The sequence below is a fragment of the Pseudomonas sp. 910_23 genome, from assembly GCF_052850795.1.
Window position 1 is genome coordinate 91,940 of sequence record NZ_VXCZ01000011.1, and the last position, 20,733, is coordinate 112,672.

General features: G+C 59.8%; 21 protein-coding genes. 10 read left to right on the forward strand and 11 right to left on the reverse strand.

Features of this window, described 5'->3' with window-relative positions; translation table 11 throughout:
• The first annotated feature begins 23 nt into the window (after positions 1–23).
• The 4 genes from rng (at position 24) to tldD (ending at position 7,731) form a co-directional block, all read left to right on the forward strand.
• Positions 24–1,481, forward strand: a complete 1,458-nt coding sequence (rng, locus tag FW800_RS15275; protein WP_003188562.1) for a ribonuclease G — start codon at positions 24–26, stop codon at positions 1,479–1,481.
• A gap of 78 nt (positions 1,482–1,559) precedes the next feature.
• Positions 1,560–5,375 (forward strand): YhdP family protein, encoded by a 3,816-nt coding sequence (locus FW800_RS15280; protein WP_446437909.1) that lies wholly within the window; start codon positions 1,560–1,562, stop codon positions 5,373–5,375.
• Between the two features lie 48 nt (positions 5,376–5,423).
• Positions 5,424–6,272, forward strand: a complete 849-nt coding sequence (locus tag FW800_RS15285) for a carbon-nitrogen hydrolase family protein (protein ID WP_248134839.1) — start codon at positions 5,424–5,426, stop codon at positions 6,270–6,272.
• Positions 6,273–6,288: 16 nt separating this feature from the next.
• A complete protein-coding gene (gene tldD, locus FW800_RS15290; RefSeq protein WP_012722229.1) occupies positions 6,289–7,731 on the forward strand; it encodes a metalloprotease TldD in 1,443 nt (480 codons plus the stop codon).
• A gap of 44 nt (positions 7,732–7,775) precedes the next feature.
• On the opposite strand, the gene yjgA is transcribed toward tldD, so the two are convergent.
• Positions 7,776–8,297, reverse strand: coding sequence for a ribosome biogenesis factor YjgA (yjgA, locus tag FW800_RS15295; RefSeq protein WP_005784816.1), 522 nt, complete (start codon positions 8,295–8,297; stop codon positions 7,776–7,778).
• Positions 8,298–8,405: 108 nt separating this feature from the next.
• On the opposite strand from yjgA, the gene pmbA reads away from it, so the two are divergent.
• From pmbA to FW800_RS15325, 6 genes are all read left to right on the forward strand, one after another.
• The gene (gene pmbA, locus FW800_RS15300) at positions 8,406–9,752 is read left to right on the forward strand and encodes a metalloprotease PmbA (protein WP_005784818.1); all 1,347 of its coding nucleotides are present in this window, start codon (positions 8,406–8,408) and stop codon (positions 9,750–9,752) included.
• A gap of 147 nt (positions 9,753–9,899) precedes the next feature.
• Positions 9,900–10,295, forward strand: coding sequence for a FagA protein (locus FW800_RS15305; protein ID WP_446437910.1), 396 nt, complete (start codon positions 9,900–9,902; stop codon positions 10,293–10,295).
• Positions 10,288–11,664, forward strand: coding sequence for a class II fumarate hydratase (locus tag FW800_RS15310; RefSeq protein WP_446437911.1), 1,377 nt, complete (start codon positions 10,288–10,290; stop codon positions 11,662–11,664). The genes FW800_RS15305 and FW800_RS15310 overlap by 8 nt, the downstream gene beginning before the upstream one ends.
• Before the next feature lie 27 nt (positions 11,665–11,691).
• On the forward strand, positions 11,692–12,120 hold the full coding sequence (locus tag FW800_RS15315) for a hypothetical protein (protein ID WP_446437912.1): 429 nt from the start codon (positions 11,692–11,694) through the stop codon (positions 12,118–12,120).
• Between the two features lies 1 nt (position 12,121).
• Positions 12,122–12,733 (forward strand): superoxide dismutase, encoded by a 612-nt coding sequence (locus tag FW800_RS15320; RefSeq protein ID WP_032877788.1) that lies wholly within the window; start codon positions 12,122–12,124, stop codon positions 12,731–12,733.
• 32 nt (positions 12,734–12,765) lie between these two features.
• Positions 12,766–13,659: a ZIP family metal transporter gene (locus tag FW800_RS15325; RefSeq protein WP_005784830.1), complete on the forward strand. Its 894-nt coding sequence runs from the start codon at positions 12,766–12,768 to the stop codon at positions 13,657–13,659.
• A gap of 21 nt (positions 13,660–13,680) precedes the next feature.
• Here the strand turns inward: FW800_RS15325 and FW800_RS15330 are convergent, their stop codons facing one another.
• The 10 genes from FW800_RS15330 to FW800_RS15375 form a co-directional block, all read right to left on the reverse strand.
• Positions 13,681–13,953 (reverse strand): HPr family phosphocarrier protein, encoded by a 273-nt coding sequence (locus tag FW800_RS15330; RefSeq protein ID WP_032877786.1) that lies wholly within the window; start codon positions 13,951–13,953, stop codon positions 13,681–13,683.
• A gap of 16 nt (positions 13,954–13,969) precedes the next feature.
• Positions 13,970–14,827: an RNase adapter RapZ gene (gene rapZ, locus FW800_RS15335; RefSeq protein ID WP_005784834.1), complete on the reverse strand. Its 858-nt coding sequence runs from the start codon at positions 14,825–14,827 to the stop codon at positions 13,970–13,972.
• A gap of 2 nt (positions 14,828–14,829) precedes the next feature.
• Positions 14,830–15,294 (reverse strand): PTS IIA-like nitrogen regulatory protein PtsN, encoded by a 465-nt coding sequence (gene ptsN / locus FW800_RS15340; protein ID WP_446437913.1) that lies wholly within the window; start codon positions 15,292–15,294, stop codon positions 14,830–14,832.
• 9 nt (positions 15,295–15,303) lie between these two features.
• Positions 15,304–15,609: a ribosome hibernation-promoting factor, HPF/YfiA family gene (gene hpf, locus FW800_RS15345; RefSeq protein ID WP_003171804.1), complete on the reverse strand. Its 306-nt coding sequence runs from the start codon at positions 15,607–15,609 to the stop codon at positions 15,304–15,306.
• Positions 15,610–15,683: 74 nt separating this feature from the next.
• Positions 15,684–17,177: an RNA polymerase factor sigma-54 gene (locus tag FW800_RS15350; protein WP_005784839.1), complete on the reverse strand. Its 1,494-nt coding sequence runs from the start codon at positions 17,175–17,177 to the stop codon at positions 15,684–15,686.
• 183 nt (positions 17,178–17,360) lie between these two features.
• A complete protein-coding gene (lptB, locus tag FW800_RS15355) occupies positions 17,361–18,086 on the reverse strand; it encodes an LPS export ABC transporter ATP-binding protein (protein WP_005784841.1) in 726 nt (241 codons plus the stop codon).
• On the reverse strand, positions 18,086–18,619 hold the full coding sequence (lptA, locus tag FW800_RS15360) for a lipopolysaccharide transport periplasmic protein LptA (RefSeq protein ID WP_446437914.1): 534 nt from the start codon (positions 18,617–18,619) through the stop codon (positions 18,086–18,088). Before lptA ends, lptB begins: the two co-directional genes overlap by 1 nt.
• Positions 18,606–19,178: an LPS export ABC transporter periplasmic protein LptC gene (gene lptC, locus FW800_RS15365; RefSeq protein WP_057701586.1), complete on the reverse strand. Its 573-nt coding sequence runs from the start codon at positions 19,176–19,178 to the stop codon at positions 18,606–18,608. Before lptC ends, lptA begins: the two co-directional genes overlap by 14 nt.
• An 8-nt stretch (positions 19,179–19,186) precedes the next feature.
• Positions 19,187–19,711 (reverse strand): KdsC family phosphatase, encoded by a 525-nt coding sequence (locus FW800_RS15370; RefSeq protein WP_005784847.1) that lies wholly within the window; start codon positions 19,709–19,711, stop codon positions 19,187–19,189.
• The gene (locus FW800_RS15375; protein WP_032877777.1) at positions 19,712–20,686 is read right to left on the reverse strand and encodes a KpsF/GutQ family sugar-phosphate isomerase; all 975 of its coding nucleotides are present in this window, start codon (positions 20,684–20,686) and stop codon (positions 19,712–19,714) included.
• Positions 20,687–20,733 lie beyond the last annotated feature (47 nt).

Consider the following 20,733-nt stretch of genomic DNA (forward strand, 5'->3'; position numbering starts at 1 on the left):
AAACGCCTGAACGAGACCCAGCCATGAGTGAAGAGATTCTGATCAATATCACGCCGATGGAATCGCGCGTGGCGGTGGTAGAGAACGGTGTTCTGCAAGAAGTGCATGTCGAGCGTACCCAGAAGCGTGGGATCGTCGGCAATATCTACAAAGGCAAGGTGGTGCGCGTACTGCCAGGTATGCAGGCAGCATTTGTCGATATCGGCCTGGACCGTGCTGCGTTTATCCACGCTTCGGAAATTTCCTTGCGCGAAGGCCCTGCGGTGGAAAGCATCAGCGCCCTGGTGCATGAAGGGCAGAGTCTGGTGGTGCAAGTCACCAAGGACCCTATCGGCTCCAAGGGCGCACGCTTGACCACCCAGTTGTCGATTCCCTCGCGCTACCTGGTGTACATGCCGCGCACTGCCCATGTCGGCATTTCCCTGAAGATCGAAGACGAAGCCGAGCGCGAGCGCCTGAAAAAGGTGGTCAGCGACTGCGTGGCTGCCGAGGGCATCAAGGAAGCGGGCGGGTTTATCCTGCGTACCGCCGCCGAAGGCGCCGGCGCTGATGAGATCCTTATGGATATCCGCTACCTGCGGCGGTTGTGGGATCAGATCGACGCACAGATCAAGACCATTGGCGCGCCCAGCGTCATCTATGAAGACCTGGGCCTGGCGCTGCGTACGCTGCGTGACCTGGTCAGCCCGAAAATTGAGAAAATCCGTATCGACTCGCGGGAAACCTTCCAGCGCACCACGCAATTTGTTGCCGAGCTGATGCCGGAAATTGCCGACCGCCTGGAGCACTACCCCGGCGAGCGGCCGATCTTCGACCTGTATGGCGTTGAAGACGAAATCCAGAAAGCCCTGGAGCGCAAGGTGCCGCTCAAATCCGGCGGCTACCTGGTGGTGGACCCGGCCGAAGCCATGACCACCATTGACGTTAACACTGGCGCATTCGTGGGCCATCGCAACCTCGAAGAGACCATCTTCAAGACCAACCTGGAAGCCGCCACGGCGATCGCTCGCCAACTGCGCCTGCGCAACCTCGGTGGCATCATCATCATCGACTTCATCGACATGGAAGATGAGGAGCACCAGCGCCAGGTATTGCGCACCCTCGAAAAGCAGCTGGAGCGCGATCACGCCAAGACCAACATCATCGGCATCACCGAGCTGGGCCTGGTGCAGATGACCCGCAAGCGCACCCGCGAAAGCCTTGAGCAGGTTCTGTGCGAGCCGTGCAGCAGTTGCCAGGGGCGGGGTAAATTGAAAACCCCGGAAACCGTTTGCTACGAAATTTTCCGCGAAATCCTGCGTGAGGCACGTGCCTATCAGGCCGAGGGTTATAGAGTGCTTGCCAACCAGAAAGTGGTCGATCGCCTGCTGGACGAAGAGTCGGGGAACGTCGCGGAGCTGGAGAGCTTTATCGGTCGCACGATTCGCTTCCAGGTCGAAACCATGTATTCCCAGGAACAATACGACGTGGTGCTGCTCTGATCCCCAATTGCTTGCCTTATTCGAGACCGGCGGACCTTGATCTGCCGTCCGCCAACTGTTTTTTGAGGGTCGCCTGACATGGAGCGTCTGATACGCTTTTTTGCCGCTTTGACCCGCTGGGGCTTGGGCCTGTGTGCGTTGCTGCTGGTATTGGCGGCGGTGTACGTAAGCCTGGGGCGTGAATTGACCCCATTGGTCGCCGAATATCGCGCCGAAATCGAAGCCAAGGCCCAGGCTGCAGTGGATACACCGCTGCATATCGGCAGCCTTGAAGGCCGCTGGAGCGGGTTTGCCCCGGTATTGCTGGCTCACGATGTGATGGTCGGCGAGGGCAGCAGTGCCTTGCGCCTGGACCAGGTGGAAGTGGTACCGGATATGTGGGCCAGCCTGTTGGCCCGTGAAGTGCGCATCGCCCACCTTCAAGTCAGCGGCCTGCAATTGAGCGTCAAGGAAGACAAGGACGGCCGCTGGACGCTGCAAGGCTTGCCGGTTCAGGACGACCAGCCGCTGGACCCGCAACAGTTGCTGACGCGCATGCAAATGGTCAAGCGCGTGTCGGTGCTGGACAGTCAGGTTACCTTGCAGCCCTTCGATCAGGCGCCGGTGACCGTGACCTATGTAGGCCTGAGCCTGCATACCGGCATGAGCCATCAGCGTCTGGATGCACGGCTGACCTTGCCTGATGGCCAGCCGCTTGCTGTCAGCCTGCGTAGCCGTATTCGCGCCAGCCAGTGGAAGGACGCAGAGATCGACGCCTACCTGAGCCTGCCGCAAAGCGACTGGGCCAAATGGATTCCCGCCCGGCTAACCCAGCAATGGAAACTCACGCAGTTCAAAGCCGGCGGTGAGTTTTGGCTCAGTTGGGCCAAAGGCACCGTGCAAAGCGCTGCTGTTCGCCTCAACTCGCCGCAAGTGAAGGGCAGCTACGCCGACCGCAAGCCCGTGCATCTGGAGAATCTGGCGCTGACGGCCTACCTGCAACGCAGTGATAGTGGCCTTGAAGTGCTGTTCGATTCGCTGGCAATGAACATTGGCGACACCCGCTGGGAGTCGCGCATTCAATTGCAGCAAAACCTGGCGACCGATAAAGAACAGGAAGTGTGGAAGTTGCAGGCCGATCGTCTTGACCTGACGCCGATCACGCCGCTGCTCAATGCCTTGGCGCCGTTGCCTGAAGGTTTCGCCAAGACCGTCGAGCATCTCAAGGCCACTGGCCTGTTGCGTAATGTGCTGGTGGATTTCCGCCCTCAGGACGCCACCGACCAGAAAGTCAGCTTTGCCGCGAACCTTGAGCGTGTCGGTTTCGACGCGTATTTCGGTGCGCCGGCCGCGCGTAATGTGTCCGGCAGCATCAGTGGCGACCTGGGCCATGGCGAACTGCGCATGGACAGCAAGGATTTTTCCCTGCATCTGTTCCCCATCTTCGCCAAGCCCTGGCAGTACATCCAGGCCAATGCACGCCTGACCTGGAAACTCGACAAACAGGGTTTCACCCTGATCGCTCCGTACATCAAGGTGCTGGGCGAAGAGGGCAAGGTCGCGGCGGACTTTCTGATTCGCCTGCATTTCGATCATAGCCAGGAAGACTACATGGACCTGCGGGTCGGCATGGTCGATGGCGATGGCCGTTTTACCCCCAAATACTTGCCGGCCGTGTTGAGCCCGGCGCTGGATGAGTGGCTGCGTACCGCGATTCTCAAAGGGGCAGTGGATGAAGGCTTTTTCCAGTACCAGGGGTCGCTGAGCCACAACGCCCTGCCGGCGTCGCGCAATATCAGCCTGTTCTTCAAGGTGCATGACGCCGAACTGGCCTTCCAGCCGGGTTGGCCCCATGTGAACAAGGTTAATGGTGAAGTGTTCGTCGAGGAAAGCGGCGTGCGCATCCTGGCGAGCAAGGGGCAGTTGCTCGACACCCGGGTCAAGGATGTGTACGTCAATATTCCTCACGCACCGGCCGGCAAGGACAGTCATCTGTTGCTCACCGGCGGGTTTTCCGGTGGCTTGGGTGATGGTCTGAAAATTCTTCAGGAAGCGCCCATCGGTACCGCGTCCACGTTCGCCGGCTGGAAAGGCGAGGGTGACCTGCAAGGTAGCCTGGACCTTGACGTTCCCCTGGCCAAGGGCACCGAGCCCAAGATCGTGGTGGACTTCAAGACCGACAAGGCACGCCTGCAATTGGCTGAACCGCCCTTGGACCTCACCCAGCTCAAGGGTGATTTTCGCTTCGATAGCGCCAAGGGCCTGAGCGGTCAGAACATCTCGGCCCAGGCATTCGAGCAACCTGTCACTGCGCAGATCTTCGCCGAGGGCAAGCCGGGCAATATCAGTACTCGCGTGACTGCCAAGGGCCAGGTGGCGGTCAAGCGCCTGACGGATTGGCTGAACGTCAGTCAGCCGTTGCCGGTATCCGGCGATATTCCTTACCAGTTGCAGGTTATTCTGGACGGTGCGGACAGTCAGTTGATGGTCAACTCCAACCTCAAGGGTGTTGCGGTGGATCTACCGGCGCCGTTCGGCATGCCGGCCAGCCAGGGACGTGACAGCACCTTTCGCATGACGTTGCAGGGCGCTGAGCGACGTTACTGGTTTGATTACGGCGAGCTGGCGAATTTCACCTTTGCGGCACCGCCGGACAACTTCAATAACGGCCGTGGCGAATTGTTCCTGGGTGACGGTGACGCGCTGTTGCCCGGGGCCAAGGGCTTGCGCATTCGTGGCGTGCTGTCGGAACTGGATATCGATCCCTGGAAAAAGCTCGTGGACCGCTACGCGGGTAACGACCCAGGTGGCAATGCCAAGCAACTGCTCAGTGGCGCCGACTTCAGGGTAGGCAAGCTGACCGGATTTGGTACCCAGTTTGACCAGGTCAAGTTGCAGCTTGATCGCAAGCCGGCTGCCTGGGGCCTGCAACTCGACAGCCAGCAAGCCAAGGGCACGGTGAACCTGCCCGATGCCAAGGGTGCGCCGATTGCGATCAACCTCAAGTACGTCAAATTGCCCGCAGTGGACCCGACAGCGCAGGCCGACGAAAACGCACCGGACCCGCTGGCCGATATCGACCCCAAAAGCATCCCGGCACTGGACATCGCCATTGACCAGCTGTTCCAGGGCCCCGATCTGATAGGGGCATGGTCGCTGCGGATTCGTCCGACCGCCAAGGGCCTGGCCTTCAATAACCTGGACCTGGGCCTCAAGGGGATGCTGCTCAAGGGCGCCGGTGGCTGGGAGGGCGCGCCGGGCGCCAGCAGCAGTTGGTACAAGGGCCGCCTCGATGGCAGAAATATCGCCGATGTGCTCAAGGGCTGGGGTTTTGCGCCTACGGTGACCAGTGAGGATTTCCATCTGGACGTGGATGGCCGTTGGCCGGGCTCGCCGGCCTGGGTTGGGCCCAAGCGCTTTTCCGGCAGCCTGGATGCCGCATTCCGTAAAGGTCAGTTCGTTGAAGTGGAAGGGGGCGCCCAGGCATTGCGGGTGTTTGGCCTGCTTAACTTCAACTCCATTGGCCGGCGTTTGCGTTTGGACTTTTCCGACCTGTTTGGTAAAGGCTTGAGCTATGACCGAGTCAAGGGCTTGCTGGCTGCCAGTAATGGTGTGTTCGTGACCCGTGAGCCCATCACCATGACCGGGCCCTCGACCAATCTTGAGCTTAACGGCACCCTGGATCTGGTCGCCGATCGCGTCGACGCCAAGCTGCTGGTCACGTTGCCGGTGACCAACAACCTGCCCATCGCGGCGCTGATTGTCGGTGCGCCTGCCATTGGTGGTGCGTTGTTCCTGATCGACAAGCTGATCGGTGATCGGGTTTCGCGCTTTGCCAGTGTGCAGTACAAGGTGCAAGGCCCTTGGAAGGATCCGAAAATCACCTTCGACAAGCCATTTGAAAAGCCAAACTGAGAGCCTGTGGAGTAGCATGGCCCCATGCCCTGTCTGGAGTGTCGGCCCATGTCCTTTGCAGTAATCCAAATGGTCAGCCAGAGCGACGTGCTGGCCAACCTCGCCCAGGCACGCCGCCTGCTGGAGCAGGCGGCGGCAAACGGCGCGAAACTCGCGGTTTTGCCGGAGAACTTCGCCGCCATGGGACGCCGTGACGTGGCCGACATTGGCCGCGCCGAAGCATTCGGTGAAGGCCCGATCCTGCCATGGTTGAAACAGGCCGCCCGCGACCTCACCTTATGGATAGTGGCCGGCACGTTGCCGCTGCCGCCCAGGGAACAACCCCACGCCAAGGCCAACGCTTGCTCGCTGCTGATCAATGATCAGGGTGAAATCGTCGCTCGCTATGACAAGCTCCACTTGTTTGATGTGGACGTAGCGGATGCTCGCGGTCGCTACCGCGAATCCGACGACTATGCTTTTGGAAGCAATGTAGTGGTGGCGGATACGCCAGTGGGCCGCGTGGGGCTGACGGTGTGCTATGACTTGCGCTTTCCCGAGCTGTACAGCGAATTACGCGCTGCGGGGGCTGAATTGATTACCGCGCCCTCGGCCTTTACGGCGGTGACTGGGGCCGCCCATTGGGATGTGCTGATTCGGGCGCGGGCCATTGAAACCCAGTGCTACCTGCTGGCAGCGGCTCAAGGCGGTGTGCACCCAGGCCCACGGGAAACCTTTGGCCACGCGGCAATCATCGACCCTTGGGGGCGGGTGCTGGCGCAACAGGATCAAGGCGAAGCGGTGCTACTGGCCGAACGCGATAGCGGTGAACAAGCGTCGATACGGACGCGCATGCCGGTGGCGAACCACCGGCGCTTTTTCTCGCAGGGCGCGCAGCGGCCTGCTTCAGAACGATGAATTTAAGGCCAAACCTATGAGCGAGTTGTTGTCCTCAGTCAGTGAACACCTCCTGGCACCCGGTGGCGTGACCATCGAAAGTTTGCAAACCGTGCTGGGCGATCTCGCCGGGCCAGGCATTGACGCGGCTGACCTGTATTTCCAGGGGCAGATTTCCGAGTCCTGGGCCCTGGAAGACGGCATCGTCAAGGAAGGCAGTTTCAACCTCGACCAGGGAGTGGGCGTGCGTGCCCAGTCTGGTGAAAAAACGGGTTTTGCCTACAGCAATGCGATCACCCTGGAGGCGCTGGGCCTGGCAGCACGTGCTGCGCGCTCGATCTCCCGCGCTGGACAAAATGGCACGGTGCAGGCGTTCAGCACCCAGGACGTGGCTCAGTTGTATGCGCCGGATAACCCCCTGGAAGTGATCAGCCGTGCGGAAAAAGTCGAGCTGCTAAAACGTATCGACGCCGCTACTCGTGCCTTGGATCCCCGTATCCAGCAGGTTACCGTAAGCATGGCCGGTGTGTGGGAGCGCATCCTCGTTGCCTCCACCGATGGTGGCCTGGCGGCGGATGTGCGGCCGCTGGTGCGTTTCAACGTGAGTGTGATCGTCGAGCAGAACGGTCGCCGCGAACGCGGTGGCCATGGCGGCGGCGGGCGTACCGACTACCGCTATTTCCTCACCGATGACCGTGCCATGGGTTATGCCCGTGAAGCGCTGCGCCAGGCGCTGGTCAACCTCGAAGCCATCCCTGCACCGGCGGGTACCTTGCCGGTGGTGCTGGGCTCGGGTTGGTCCGGGGTGCTGTTGCACGAAGCGGTCGGTCATGGGCTGGAAGGGGACTTCAACCGCAAGGGCAGTTCGGCCTACAGCGGGCGAATGGGCGAGATGGTTGCGTCCAAGCTGTGCACCATCGTGGACGACGGCACGCTGGCCGGGCGCCGTGGTTCGCTGAGCGTCGATGACGAGGGCACGCCGACCGAATGCACCACCCTGATCGAAAATGGCGTGCTCAAGGGCTATATGCAAGACAAGCTCAACGCCCGTCTGATGGGGGTGGCACGCACCGGTAATGGCCGGCGTGAATCCTACGCGCACCTGCCGATGCCACGCATGACCAACACCTACATGCTCGGTGGCGAAAGCGATCCGGCGGAAATCATCGCGTCGGTGAAACGCGGCATCTATTGCGCCAATCTGGGCGGTGGCCAGGTCGACATCACCAGCGGCAAGTTCGTGTTCTCCACCAGCGAGGCGTACCTGATCGAAGACGGCAAGATTACCGCGCCGGTCAAAGGGGCCACCTTGATTGGTAACGGGCCGGAGGCCATGAGCAAGGTGTCGATGGTCGGTAACGACCTGTCGCTGGACAGCGGCGTGGGCACATGCGGGAAGGATGGGCAGTCAGTGCCGGTAGGCGTGGGGCAGCCAACCCTGAAAATTGATGCGATCACCGTGGGTGGCACGGGGTCGTAAGGACGGAGCTTCGGGTGGCGAAGGCCGCCACCCGTGGAAGAGGATCAGCGCAGGCCGCGTTGAGTCTCGTCCAGCTCACGGATGTACTTGAAGATTTTACGGCTGGTGGCCGGCGCTTTGTTGTGCGCCTGCTCGTGCTGGGCCTGACGGATCAGGGAGCGCAATTGCTGGCGGTCCGCATCCGGGTAGTCCATCACGAATTTCTCCAGCACGGCGTCATCGCCCGCGATCAGGCGGTCACGCCAACGTTCCAGGTTATGGAAGCGTTCGTTGTACTGGCGAGTGGAGGCATCGGTTTGATCAAGCAAGGTCAGAATGGCGTCAATGTCCTGATCGCGCATCAGTTTGCCGATAAACGAGATGTGCCGTTTGCGCGCGATATTCGCGGTGTGCTTGGGCGCATCAGCCAGGGCCCGGCGCATTTCGTCGGTCAATGGCAGTTTGGCAATCAAATCTTTTTTGAGCGTTGTAAGGCGCTCGCCGAGGTCAACCAGAGCATGCAGCTCGCGTTTGACCTGGGTTTTGCTTTTCTCCCCATCGAGGGAGTCGTCGTAAGAATCAACCATGGTGGCAGTCCGCAAAGAAACGCCGCCATGATAACCAGTCGGGGGCCGCTTGTCCGGCCCGGTCGCTCGATGGCCTTAACCGAAAGCAGAATTTGAGTGGAGAAAACCATGAGTGCAGCCCAAAGCGTCGGTCCGCAAGCGTTACCGGCACTGCAGGAACAAGTCGAGCAGATCCTCGCCGAGGCCAAGCGCCAGGGGGCCAGCGCCTGTGAAGTGGCGGTGTCGCTGGAGCAGGGGCTGTCGACTTCGGTGCGCCAGCGGGAAGTGGAAACGGTCGAGTTCAACCGCGACCAGGGGTTCGGCATCACCTTGTACGCAGGCCAGCGCAAAGGCTCGGCCAGCACCTCGGCCAGCGGCCCGGAAGCGATTCGCGAGACCGTCGCCGCTGCGTTGGCGATTGCCAAGCACACCTCCGAGGATGAAAGCTCGGGGCTGGCCGACAAGGCGCTGATGGCCAGGGATGTGCAGGATTTCGACCTGTTCCACGCCTGGGACATCACCCCGGAGCAAGCCATTGAACAAGCGCTGATCTGCGAAGCGGCGGCTTTCGATACCGACCCTCGGATCAAGAATGCTGATGGCACCACGCTGAGCACTCACCAGGGCTGCCGTGTGTACGGCAACAGCCATGGTTTTATCGGCGGTTATGCGTCCACACGTCACAGCCTCAGTTGCGTGATGATCGCCGAAGCCAACGGCCAGATGCAGCGTGACTACTGGTACGACGTGAACCGCCAGGGTGATTTGTTGGCAGACCCCGTCAGCATTGGCCAACGGGCTGCACAGCGTGCCGCCAGTCGCCTGGGCGCGCGCCCGGTGCCGACGTGCGAAGTGCCGGTGCTGTTTTCTGCGGAACTGGCCGGTGGTTTGTTCGGTAGCTTCCTGGGGGCGATTTCCGGTGGCAACCTCTATCGAAAATCGTCATTCCTTGAAGGCGCAATCGGCCAAAAGCTGTTTCCTGAGTGGTTGACCATCGATGAGCGCCCGCATTTGATGCGTGCGATGGGCAGTTCGTCGTTCGACGGTGATGGCCTGGCGACCTATGCCAAGCCGTTTGTCGAAAATGGTGAGCTGGTCTCCTATGTGTTGGGTACCTATGCCGGTCGCAAGCTTGGCCTGCCGAGTACCGCCAACTCCGGTGGCGTGCATAACCTGTTCGTGACCCATGGCGACGAAGACCAGGCTGCATTGCTGCGACGCATGGGGCGTGGCTTGCTGGTGACTGAGTTGATGGGCCAGGGTCTGAATATGGTCACCGGTGATTACTCACGGGGCGCGGCAGGTTTCTGGGTGGAAAATGGCGAAATTCAATTCGCCGTCCAGGAAGTGACGATCGCCGGCAACATGCGCGATATGTTCAAGCAGATTGTCGCTGTGGGTAATGATCTGGAGTTGCGCAGCAATATCCGCACGGGGTCTGTGCTGATCGAGCGAATGACGGTCGCCGGTAGCTAACTTCTCCCGCACTCGAGAAAAGGCGCGCCATCCCAAGGATGGCGCGCCTTTTTTATTGCCCATGTCACAGAGGTATTAATCGGGCGCTCTTGTTTTGATTCTCAATATCATTTAATAATAAATATCATTACCGAATGAGTGTGGATCATGAGTTCTGTCCTGCATGAGGATCCGTATCTGGAAAGCTGGCGCTGGATGAGCCGCCAGATTCGCTGTGGCCTCGATCCCAATGAACCTCGCCTGATCGAACATTACCTTAATGAAGGTCGATACCTGGCCTGTTGCACCGCGACCCATCCGTGGACGATCGCCGAAACTTCATTCCGCCTGCTGGTCGACACCGCCAGCGATATCGCGCTGCCCTGGCATTGGCGTTCGATGTGCCTGGACCAAGCGTGGCGCCCGCTGCGCGACCTGGAAAAACTCTCCCAGTGTGCCTGTCGCCTCAAGCGCTGGCAGGCCTTTGCCTGGCAGTTGGCGACCTGCGAATTACTGCCTTCGATTTCCGTTTCTGACTTGGTGCAAGGATCTAATGATGAGTAACACCCGTATCGAACGCGACAGCATGGGCGAACTGCATGTGCCGCAAGACGCGTTGTATGGCGCGCAAACCCAGCGAGCGGTGAACAACTTCCCGATCAGCCAACAGCGTATGCCCGCGCAATTCATCCGCGCCCTGATTCTGGCCAAGACAGCCGCGGCCAAGGTCAACGTCGACCTCAAGCAGATCAGCGAAGGGCAGGGCAAGGCCATTGTCGACGCCGCCCAAGGCTTGCTCGAAGGTGACTACATGCAGCACTTCCCGGTGGATATCTTCCAGACCGGTTCCGGCACCAGCTCCAACATGAACGCCAATGAAGTGATTGCGACCCTTGCCAGTCGTTTGCTTGGCGAGGTGGTCAACCCTAACGATCACGTCAACTGCGGCCAAAGCAGCAACGACATTATCCCCACCACCATTCACGTCAGCGCCGCCTTGGTACTGCATGAGCAAACGCTGCCAGCCCTGCTGCACCTGGTGCAGGTGATCGAGCAGAAGGCCGAAGAGGTGCATCCGTTCATCAAGACCGGTCGTACCCACTTGATGGACGCCATGCCGGTGCGCATGAGCCAGGTGCTCCATGGCTGGGCGCAGCAGCTCAAGGCCAATATCGGGCACTTGCAGGACCTGCTTCCGGCCTTGCAGGCACTGGCCCAGGGCGGCACAGCGGTGGGCACCGGGATCAACGCGCATCCTGAATTTGCCGGGCGTTTCAGCCAGCAACTGAGCCAGTTGACCGGGGTGAAGTTCACGCCCGGCAAGGACCTTTTTGCATTGATTGGCTCCCAGGACACTGCCGTCGCAGTTTCCGGCCAGTTGAAGGCCACGGCTGTATCGCTGATGAAGATTGCCAACGACCTGCGCTGGATGAACTCCGGCCCCTTGGCCGGCCTCGGTGAAATTGAGCTGGAGGGCTTGCAGCCGGGCTCGTCGATCATGCCCGGCAAAGTCAACCCTGTGATCCCGGAAGCCACGGCGATGGTCGCCGCGCAGGTCATCGGCAATGACACCGTCATCACAGTTGCGGGTCAATCGGGCAACTTCGAGCTGAACGTGATGTTGCCGATCATCGCCCAGAACCTGCTCAGCAGCCTTGAGTTGCTGGCCAACTCCAGTCGTTTGCTGGCGGACAAGGCCATTGCCAGCTTCAAGGTCAACGAAGCCAAGCTCAAAGAAGCACTGTCGCGCAACCCGATCCTGGTCACCGCCCTTAACCCGATCATTGGTTACCAGAAGGCCGCTGAAATTGCCAAGAAGGCTTACCAGCAAGGCCGCCCGGTCATCGATGTCGCCCTTGAGCACACCGACCTGCCGCGCAGCCAACTGGAAGTCCTGCTGGACCCGGAAAAGCTCACGGCTGGCGGCGTGTAATTAACCACCCTGCTTTGGAGGCTCACCATGGAGCACTGGAAACGTACGATCGAACGGGCCAATCGCTGCTTTATGGCGGGCGAGCTGGTGGATGCTCGCGAGGCCTATCTGCAAGCCCTGGCCCTGGCCCAAGTGTTGTTCGAACGCTGGGCGGATGCCGACGAAGCAGTGGCGGCCTGCGTCATTTCTCATCACAACCTGGCGGACCTGCATTTGCGCCTGAATCAACCTGAGGAAAGCGCGGAATACCTCTGCGCCATTCACCAGCGATTGTTGCAGACCATGCAGGACCCGCGCCTTAACCCGCAGTTGCGCGAGGCGGCGTTGCGCCAGAGCAGCAAGACCTACGTCGAGCTGTTGAATTTCATCAGCGATCACGGCGAGTACCCCCCCACCCACCGGTTGCTGGGCGATGCTGCGCCGCAGTCGACCTCGTCTCACTATGGAGCACATTGATATGACTTACACCCTGCCGGCCCTGCCTTACGCCTATGACGCCCTTGAGCCGCATATCGACGCGCAAACCATGGAGATTCACTACACCAAGCATCACCAGACTTACATCAATAATCTGAATGCTGCCGTGGAGGGCACGGAATTCGCCGGTTGGCCGGTGGAGAAGCTGGTGTCCAGCGTGCAGAAATTACCGGAGAAATTACGCGTTGCCGTGGTCAATCAAGGAGGCGGCCATGCAAACCATTCGTTGTTCTGGGCGGTCATGTCACCTACAGGGGGCGGTAAACCTGAAGGCACGCTGGGCAAGGCTATCGATGAGCAATTGGGCGGTTTTGACAGTTTCAAGGAGGCATTCACCAAGGCTGCGCTGACCCGCTTCGGCAGTGGCTGGGCCTGGTTGAGTGTCACCCCGCAAAACACGCTGGTCGTGGAAAGCAGCGGCAACCAGGACAGCCCGCTGATGAGCGGCAACACGCCAATCCTCGGTCTGGACGTCTGGGAACATGCCTACTATTTGCGTTACCAGAACCGTCGCCCTGAATACATCAATGCGTTCTACAGCGTAATTAACTGGCCGGAAGTTGCTGCCCGCTACCAGGCCGCCTTGGCCTGACATTCACTCTAAAACAAGATCTAAGGGCGACTATGGGCACTGAAACACTGGCGATCAGCAGCGTGCGAATGTTCCGTTATGCGTTCGGTTCACTGCTGTTATTGGCAGGGACTGCGTTGCTGGTGGCCCATGGGCTGGCCTGGTTGGACCTTGAGCCGCGTATCCTGCGCGCGTTGCAGGGCGGCGCGATTTGCGCGCTCGGCACGGCGCTGGGCGCGGTGCCGGTCCTGGTGATACGGCGGATGCCGGTAGCGTTGAGCGACACCTTGCTGGGCTTCGGTGCAGGTGTGATGCTCGCAGCGACCGCTTTTTCCCTGGTCGTGCCGGGTATCGCCGCGGCTGAAGGCCTGGGCCTTTCGCCGTGGGGTGCGGGTGGGCTGATCAGCTTCGGCATCATGCTGGGCGCATTCGGGTTGTATCTGGTGGATCGCAAGGTCTCCGGCGCCAGCCCGGAGATGCTGGTGGGGACGCCGGATAAGCCGGTGATCCCGCCGCGCATCTGGCTGTTTGTATTCGCCATCATTGCGCACAACATTCCCGAAGGCATGGCAGTGGGCGTCTCCGCGGGAGGAGGGATGGCGGATGCTGACAGTCTCGCCATGGGCATTGCCTTACAGGATGTACCCGAGGGCTTGGTGATCGCGCTGGTATTGGCTGGGGCGGGGATGTCGCGGATCAAGGCGTTCCTGATCGGCGCCGCATCAGGATTGGTTGAACCGGTATTTGCGGTGCTCTGCGCCTGGCTGGTGAGCCTGGCTGAGGTGTTGCTGCCGTTGGGGCTGGCGCTGGCCGCCGGTGCGATGTTGTTGGTAGTGACCCATGAAGTCATCCCCGAATCGCGTCGCAACGGTCACGAAAAGCTCGCCAGCCTGGGGTTGTGTATCGGGTTTTGCCTGATGATGGTGATGGATACGGCGTTGGGCTGAAGCCAGCTCTCGTATCGGCGGTTATTCGCCTTCATCGAATTTGTTGTTGATCAGCTCAACCAACGCCGCCATCGCTTCCTGCTCTTGCTCGCCTGCAGTGTGCAGATGAATCGTGGTGCCCTTGCCGGCTGCCAGCATCATCATCGCCATGATGCTCTTGCCATCGACCATGGACTCCGGTGTGCGCCCGGCGCGGATCTGGCAGGGAAACTTTCCGGCCACGCCGACGAACTTTGCCGACGCCCGGGCGTGCAGGCCCAGCTTGTTGATGATTTCAATTTCCAGAGCGGGCATCGCGCAGGTGTTCCTTTCAGCTTAGGTCGCGGTGGCGAACCTGGACATTCTTGAGGGTTTGTTGCAGCACCTGGCCCAGCCGCTCAGTCAGGTAAACCGAGCGGTGATGGCCACCCGTGCAGCCAATGGCAATGGTGACATACGCCCGATTGCTCGCGGCAAAACGCGGCAACCATTTAAGCAGGTAGCTGGAGATGTCCTGGAACATCTCTTCCACATCCGGCTGCGCGGCGAGGTAGTCGGCGACGGGCTGATCCAGCCCCGACTGATCGCGCAATTCCGGCTTCCAGTAAGGGTTGGGCAGGCAGCGCACATCGAACACCAGGTCGGCATCGACCGGCATGCCACGCTTGAAGCCAAACGACTCGACCAGGAACGCTGTGCCCGGCTCGGGCTGATTCAGCAGGCGCAACTTGATCGCGTCACGCAACTGGTACAGGTTCAGGCTGGTGGTGTTGATCTTCAGGTCGGCCAGATCAATGATCGGCCCCAGCAGTTTGGTCTCGTCTTCAATGGCTTCGGCCAGGGAGCGGTTCGCGCTGCTGAGCGGGTGGCGTCGACGGGTTTCGGAGAAACGCTTGAGCAGGGTTTCTTCATCGGCATCCAGGTACAGCACATCGCAATGAATGTGCTTGGCGCGCACTTCTTCGAGCAGTTCCGGGAACCGCGAGAGGTGGCTGGGCAGGTTGCGGGCGTCGATCGACACAGCGACCAGCGGCTGCGCCAGCTCGGTGTGGATAAGGGCGCGCTCCGCCAACTCCGGCAGCAGGCCGGCCGGCAGGTTGTCGATGCAATAGAAACCGTTGTCCTCAAGCACATTGAGGGCGGTGCTTTTACCTGAGCCGGAGCGGCCGCTGACGATGATCAAACGCATGATTACTGCCCGTTTTGTTCATCCAGGACGACCTGATACAGCGCCTCGTTGCTGCTGGCACTGCGCAACTTGTCACGTACTTCCTTGCGGTCGAGCATACTGGCTATCTGACGAAGCAGTTCCAGGTGCGCATCGGTGGCGGCTTTCGGGACCAGTAGCACGAACAGCAGGTCAACCGGAGCACCGTCGATGGCGTCGAAGTCGATGGGTTTTTCCAGGTGCAGCAAGGCGCTGACCGGGGTCTCGCAGCCTTCGAGACGGCAGTGAGGAATAGCGATGCCGTTGCCAAAACCGGTGGAGCCGAGTTTTTCACGGGCAATCAGAGCCTCGAAAACATCTTGCATCTCCAGCTCAGGCACTTGGCTGCTGATCAGGTTGGCAATTTGTTCCAGGGCGCGCTTTTTACTGCCGCCCGGGACGTTCACGAGGGAACGGCCGGGGGTCAGGATGGTTTGAAGTTGGATCATGGGGGAGGGTTAACGACCTGTACCTTGCATCAGGTGCAGATTCTTTTCCTTATGCTTTATGAGTTGGCGGTCGAGCTTGTCGTAGAGCGAGTCAATCGCCGCGTACATGTCTTCGTGTTCCGCGTTGGCGACGAGCTTGGCATTCGGTACGTGCAGGGTGGCCTCGATTTTCTGCTTGAGCTTATCGACCTCCATGATGACCTGCACGTTGGTGATCTTGTCAAAATGCCCCGCAAGCTTGTTCAGCTTGCTCTCGGTGTATTCACGCAGGGGCTTGGTGACTTCCAGCTGGTGTCCACTGATGTTGACTTGCATACAGCTTCTCCTTCGTTGCCAGTGCATAAAGCGGCAGGCAAAACGCCTGCCACTGGAACGCTATGGCCTGCCCGTCACATCAAACGCTTACGCTCGCTGGAAGGCGCGATCCCAAGGGACTCACGGTACTTGGCGACGGTTCGACGGGCGACCTGAATGCCTTGTGCCTCCAGTAAACCAGCGATCTTGCTGTCACTCAACGGCTTTTTCTGATTTTCCGCGGCAACCAGTTTTTTGATGATCGCGCGGATCGCCGTGGACGAGCATTCGCCGCCTTCGGAGGTGCTGACGTGGCTGGAGAAAAAGTATTTCAGCTCATAAATACCACGCGGGGTATGCATGAACTTTTGCGTGGTTACCCGGGAAATTGTCGATTCATGCATGCCTACCGCTTCGGCGATATCGTGCAGCACCAGAGGCTTCATGGCTTCGTCGCCGTATTCCAGGAAGCCGCGCTGGTGCTCGACGATCTGGGTGGCGACTTTCATCAGGGTTTCGTTGCGGCTTTGCAGGCTCTTGATGAACCACCGCGCTTCCTGCAACTGGTTGCGCATGAAGGTATTGTCGGCGCTGGTATCGGCGCGGCGCACAAAACCTGCGTATTGCGGGTTGACCCGCAGCCGTGGCACCGATTCCTGGTTCAACTCCACCAGCCAGCGCTCGTTGTCCTTGCGCACGATCACGTCGGGAACCACGTATTCGGCTTCGCTGGATTCAATCTGCGAACCGGGGCGCGGGTTGAGGCTTTGCACCAGCTCGATGACCTGGCGCAAATCGTCTTCCTTGAGCTTCATGCGGCGCATCAACTGGCTGTAGTCGCGGCTACCCAGCAGATCGATGTAGTCGCTGACCAGACGCTGGGCCTCGGCGAGCCATGGCGTCTTGGCAGGCAACTGGCGCAGTTGCAGCAACAGGCACTCGCTGAGCGTGCGGGCGCCGATGCCGGCGGGCTCGAATTGCTGGATGCGGTGCAGGACGGCTTCGATTTCGTCCAGCTCGATGTCCAGTTCCGGGTCGAAGGCTTCGAGGATCTCGTCGAGGGTTTCGTCCAGATAACCCTGGTTATTGATGCAATCGATGAGCGTAACCGCGATAAGGCGATCAGTGTCCGACATCGGCGCCAGGTTGAGTTGCCACAGCAAGTGGCTCTGCAGGCTCTCGCCAGCCGAGGTGCGGGTGGTGAAGTCCCACTCGTCATCATCATTGCTCGGCAGGCTGCTGGCGCTGGTCTGGTAAACGTCTTCCCATGCGGTATCCACGGGAAGCTCGTTGGGAATGCGTTCGTTCCATTCGCCTTCTTCCAGGTTGTCCACCGTAGGGGCGGTTTCCTGGTAGGAGGGTTCCTGCACGTCGGGATTGGGTTTTTGCTCGATGTTGTCGGCCAGTGGGTCGGCATTGTCGAAGTCGTCGCCTTCTTCCTGGCGTTCGAGCATCGGATTGGACTCCAGGGCCTCCTGGATTTCCTGCTGCAGGTCCAGGGTCGACAATTGGAGCAGGCGGATGGCCTGTTGCAGCTGCGGTGTCATCGTCAGCTGCTGGCCCATTCTCAGGACTAGCGATGGTTTCATGGCAGGGGCTTAACACCTTATTCGCCGGCGCAATGCGCCATCCACGACAGGGCGCGTGAGCGCCAACATAAGCAAATTATATGCCTGATATCAGGGCCTTTGCCTAGAGCGCGGTAACAATAAAAAAACCAAGGTTTCTATTGACTCCTGCGCGCTCCGGCGAAAGGCGCGATACCACTCCGTCTACAGGCGGAACTCGTGACCCAGATAAACTTCCTTGACCAGTTCATTGGCCAGGATGGTCTCGGCGTCGCCTTCAGCAATCAACTGACCATCGTTGACGATATAGGCGGTTTCACAGATATCCAGCGTCTCACGGACGTTGTGGTCGGTGATCAGCACGCCAATACCCTTGGCCTTGAGGTGGTGAATGATCTGCTTGATATCGCCGACCGAAATCGGGTCAACGCCGGCAAACGGCTCATCCAGCAGGATGAACTTCGGTGCGGTGGCCAGGGCGCGGGCGATTTCCACGCGGCGGCGCTCACCACCGGACAGGCTCATGCCGAGGTTGTCGCGAATATGGTTGATGTGGAACTCCTGCAACAGGCTTTCCAGCTCTTTGCGGCGGCCGTCGCGGTCGAGTTCCTTGCGGGTCTCGAGGATCGCCATGATGTTGTCGGCTACCGACAGTTTGCGGAAGATCGACGCTTCCTGGGGCAGATAACCGATACCGGCGCGTGCACGACCGTGCATGGGCTGGTGGCTGACGTCCAGGTCGTCGATCAACACGCGACCCTGATCCGCCTGGACCAGCCCGACGATCATATAGAAGCAGGTGGTCTTGCCGGCACCGTTGGGGCCGAGCAAACCGACGATCTGGCCGCTGTCGATCGACAGGCTGACATCACGTACCACCTGGCGGCTTTTATAGGCCTTGGCCAGATGCTGGGCTTTCAGGGTTGCCATTACTCGGCCTTCTTCTTCGGCTGGATAACCATGTCGATGCGTGGGCGAGGTGTGCTGAGCTTGCTGCCCGTGGCGCGGCCGGCGTTAGCAACCTGTTTCACGGTGTCATAAGTGATTTTCTCACCTTCCGTGGAGTTGCCGTCGGGGCTTAACACCTTGGCCTGATCGATCAGGACGATGCGATTCTGCTGGGCATGATACTGAATGGTCTTGCCATAGCCCTTCATCGGGCCTGTATCGGCGGCGGACTGCTTCTGTTCGAAGTAAGCCAGGTTGCCCACCGAGGTCACGACATCGATATCGCCGGCCTGGGTACGCGTCAAGGTCACCGTATTGCCGGTGATCTTCATCGAACCCTGGGTGATGATCACGCCGCCGGTGTAGGTGGCGACACCTTGCTTGTCATCGAGCTGCGCATCGTCAGCCGAGATGTGGATCGGTTGCTGGCTATCGTTCGGCAGAGCCCAGGCGCTCACGCTTCCCAGTGCTGCGCCCAGACCGAGCAAAATAGGGAGGGTTTTAACGAGCCTCATACTGTCCTCTTACGTTCGATAGCAGGTGTATCCTGCTTTCTTTCAAATACGCTTTCATTCCCTTGCCAGTCGATACACCGCCAGCGCCGTCGATTCTAACGTCTTGCTCGGTCTGCGCATATTGCTTCTGTGGGAATACGGTCATGCGACTGCTGGTAATAATGGTGTCGCGATTCTGCGCGTCTGTACGTGCGACGCGGACCGAGTCGATCAGTTCAACTTCAGTGCCGTCCGGGTTGACCTCGCCGCGCTTGCTGGTGACATGCCACGGGAATTCGGTGCCGCGATACAGGTTCAGGTCCGGATTGGTCAGCAGGCTGACTTCAGAGGCCTTCAAGTGCTCGACCTTGTCCGACGTCATTTCATACTGCACCTTGCCGTCTGGCAGGAACTGAATGCTGTAGGCGTTGGTGGCGTAATAGTCGATAACGCCTTCGTCAACCTGCGCAACAGGCTTGTCGAGAAAGCGCTCCGGGCTGATATTCCAGTAGCCCACCGCCAGGAACAACGCGGCAATGACCCCGAATAGCAGGAAGTTGCGAATCTTTTTGCTCAGCATATAACGCTCTATAGGTAGGCGGCGTGGGCCGCTTCAAGGCTGCCCTGGGCACGCAGGATCAACTCGCAGAACTCGCGGGCAGCACCTTCGCCGCCACGGGCGGTGGTGATGCCATGGGCGTGTTCGCGCACAAACGCCGCGGCATTCGCGACCGCCATGCCCAGGCCCACCCGGCGAATCACCGGCAGGTCGGGCAGGTCGTCACCCAGATAGGCGACTTGTTCATAGCTTAGGTTGAGTTGGCCAAGAAGCTCGTCCAGCACCACCAGTTTATCCTCGCGGCCCTGATACAGGTGAGCAATTCCGAGGTTTTGTGCGCGGCGTTCCACAACCGGCGTCTTTCGACCGCTGATAATCGCCGTTTGCACGCCCGCCGCCATCAGCATCTTGATGCCCTGGCCATCGAGCGTATTGAATGTCTTGAATTCGCTGCCGTCTTCGAGAAAGTACAGGCGGCCGTCGGTCAGCACGCCGTCAACGTCGAAAATCGCCAGCTTGATGTTTTTACCGCGTTGCAACAGATCGCTGGTCATTTACATCACTCCTGCGCGCAGCAAGTCGCCAAGGTTAAGGGCTCCGATCGGTCGATCATCGTTATCGACGACGATCAGCGCGCCGATCCGGTGGTCTTCCATGATTTTCAGCGCTTCAGCCGCGAGCATTTCAGCGCGGGCGGTCTTGCCGTGGGGTGTCATCACCGCGTCGATGGTGGCGGTGTGAATATCAATGGTGCGGTCCAGGGTACGGCGCAGATCACCGTCGGTGAATATCCCGGCCAAGCGTCCGTCGGTCTCCAGGATTGCCGTCATGCCCAGGCCCTTGCGGGTCATTTCCATCAGCGCATCCCTGAGCAGGGTACCGCGTGGAACGCTTGGCAGTTCGGCGCCCGAATGCATGACATTTTCCACTTTCAGCAGCAAGCGACGCCCGAGGGCACCGCCTGGATGGGAAAATGCGAAGTCTTCTGCGGTAAACCCGCGGGCCTCCAGCAGCGCCACCGCCAGGGCATCGCCCATGACCAGTGCGGCGGTGGTGGAGGAAGTCGGTGCCAGGTTCAACGGGCAGGCCTCATGAGCCACGTGCACGTTGAGGTTGACGTCGGCGGCCTTGGCCAGGGTCGATTCCGGGTTGCCCGTGAGGCTGATCATCTGGATGCCCAGGCGCTTGATCAACGGCAACAGGGTCACGATTTCGTTGGTGGTGCCGGAATTGGACAGCGCCAGAATCACGTCATCCTTGGTGATCATGCCCATGTCGCCGTGGCTGGCTTCGGCCGGATGCACGAAAAAAGCGGTGGTCCCGGTGCTTGCCAGGGTGGCGGCGATCTTGTTGCCGATGTGGCCGGATTTACCCATTCCGACCACGACAACGCGGCCCTTGCTGGCCAGGATCATCTCGCAGGCGCGCACGAAATCCGCGTTGATATGGGCCAGCAAGCCTTCTACGGCTTCAAGCTCTAGGCGGATGGTGCGTTGTGCGGATTGAACAAGTTCGCTGGATTGGCTCATGTCTGAAATCGTATAGCCTGACGAAAAGGCGGCGATTATAGCGGTAA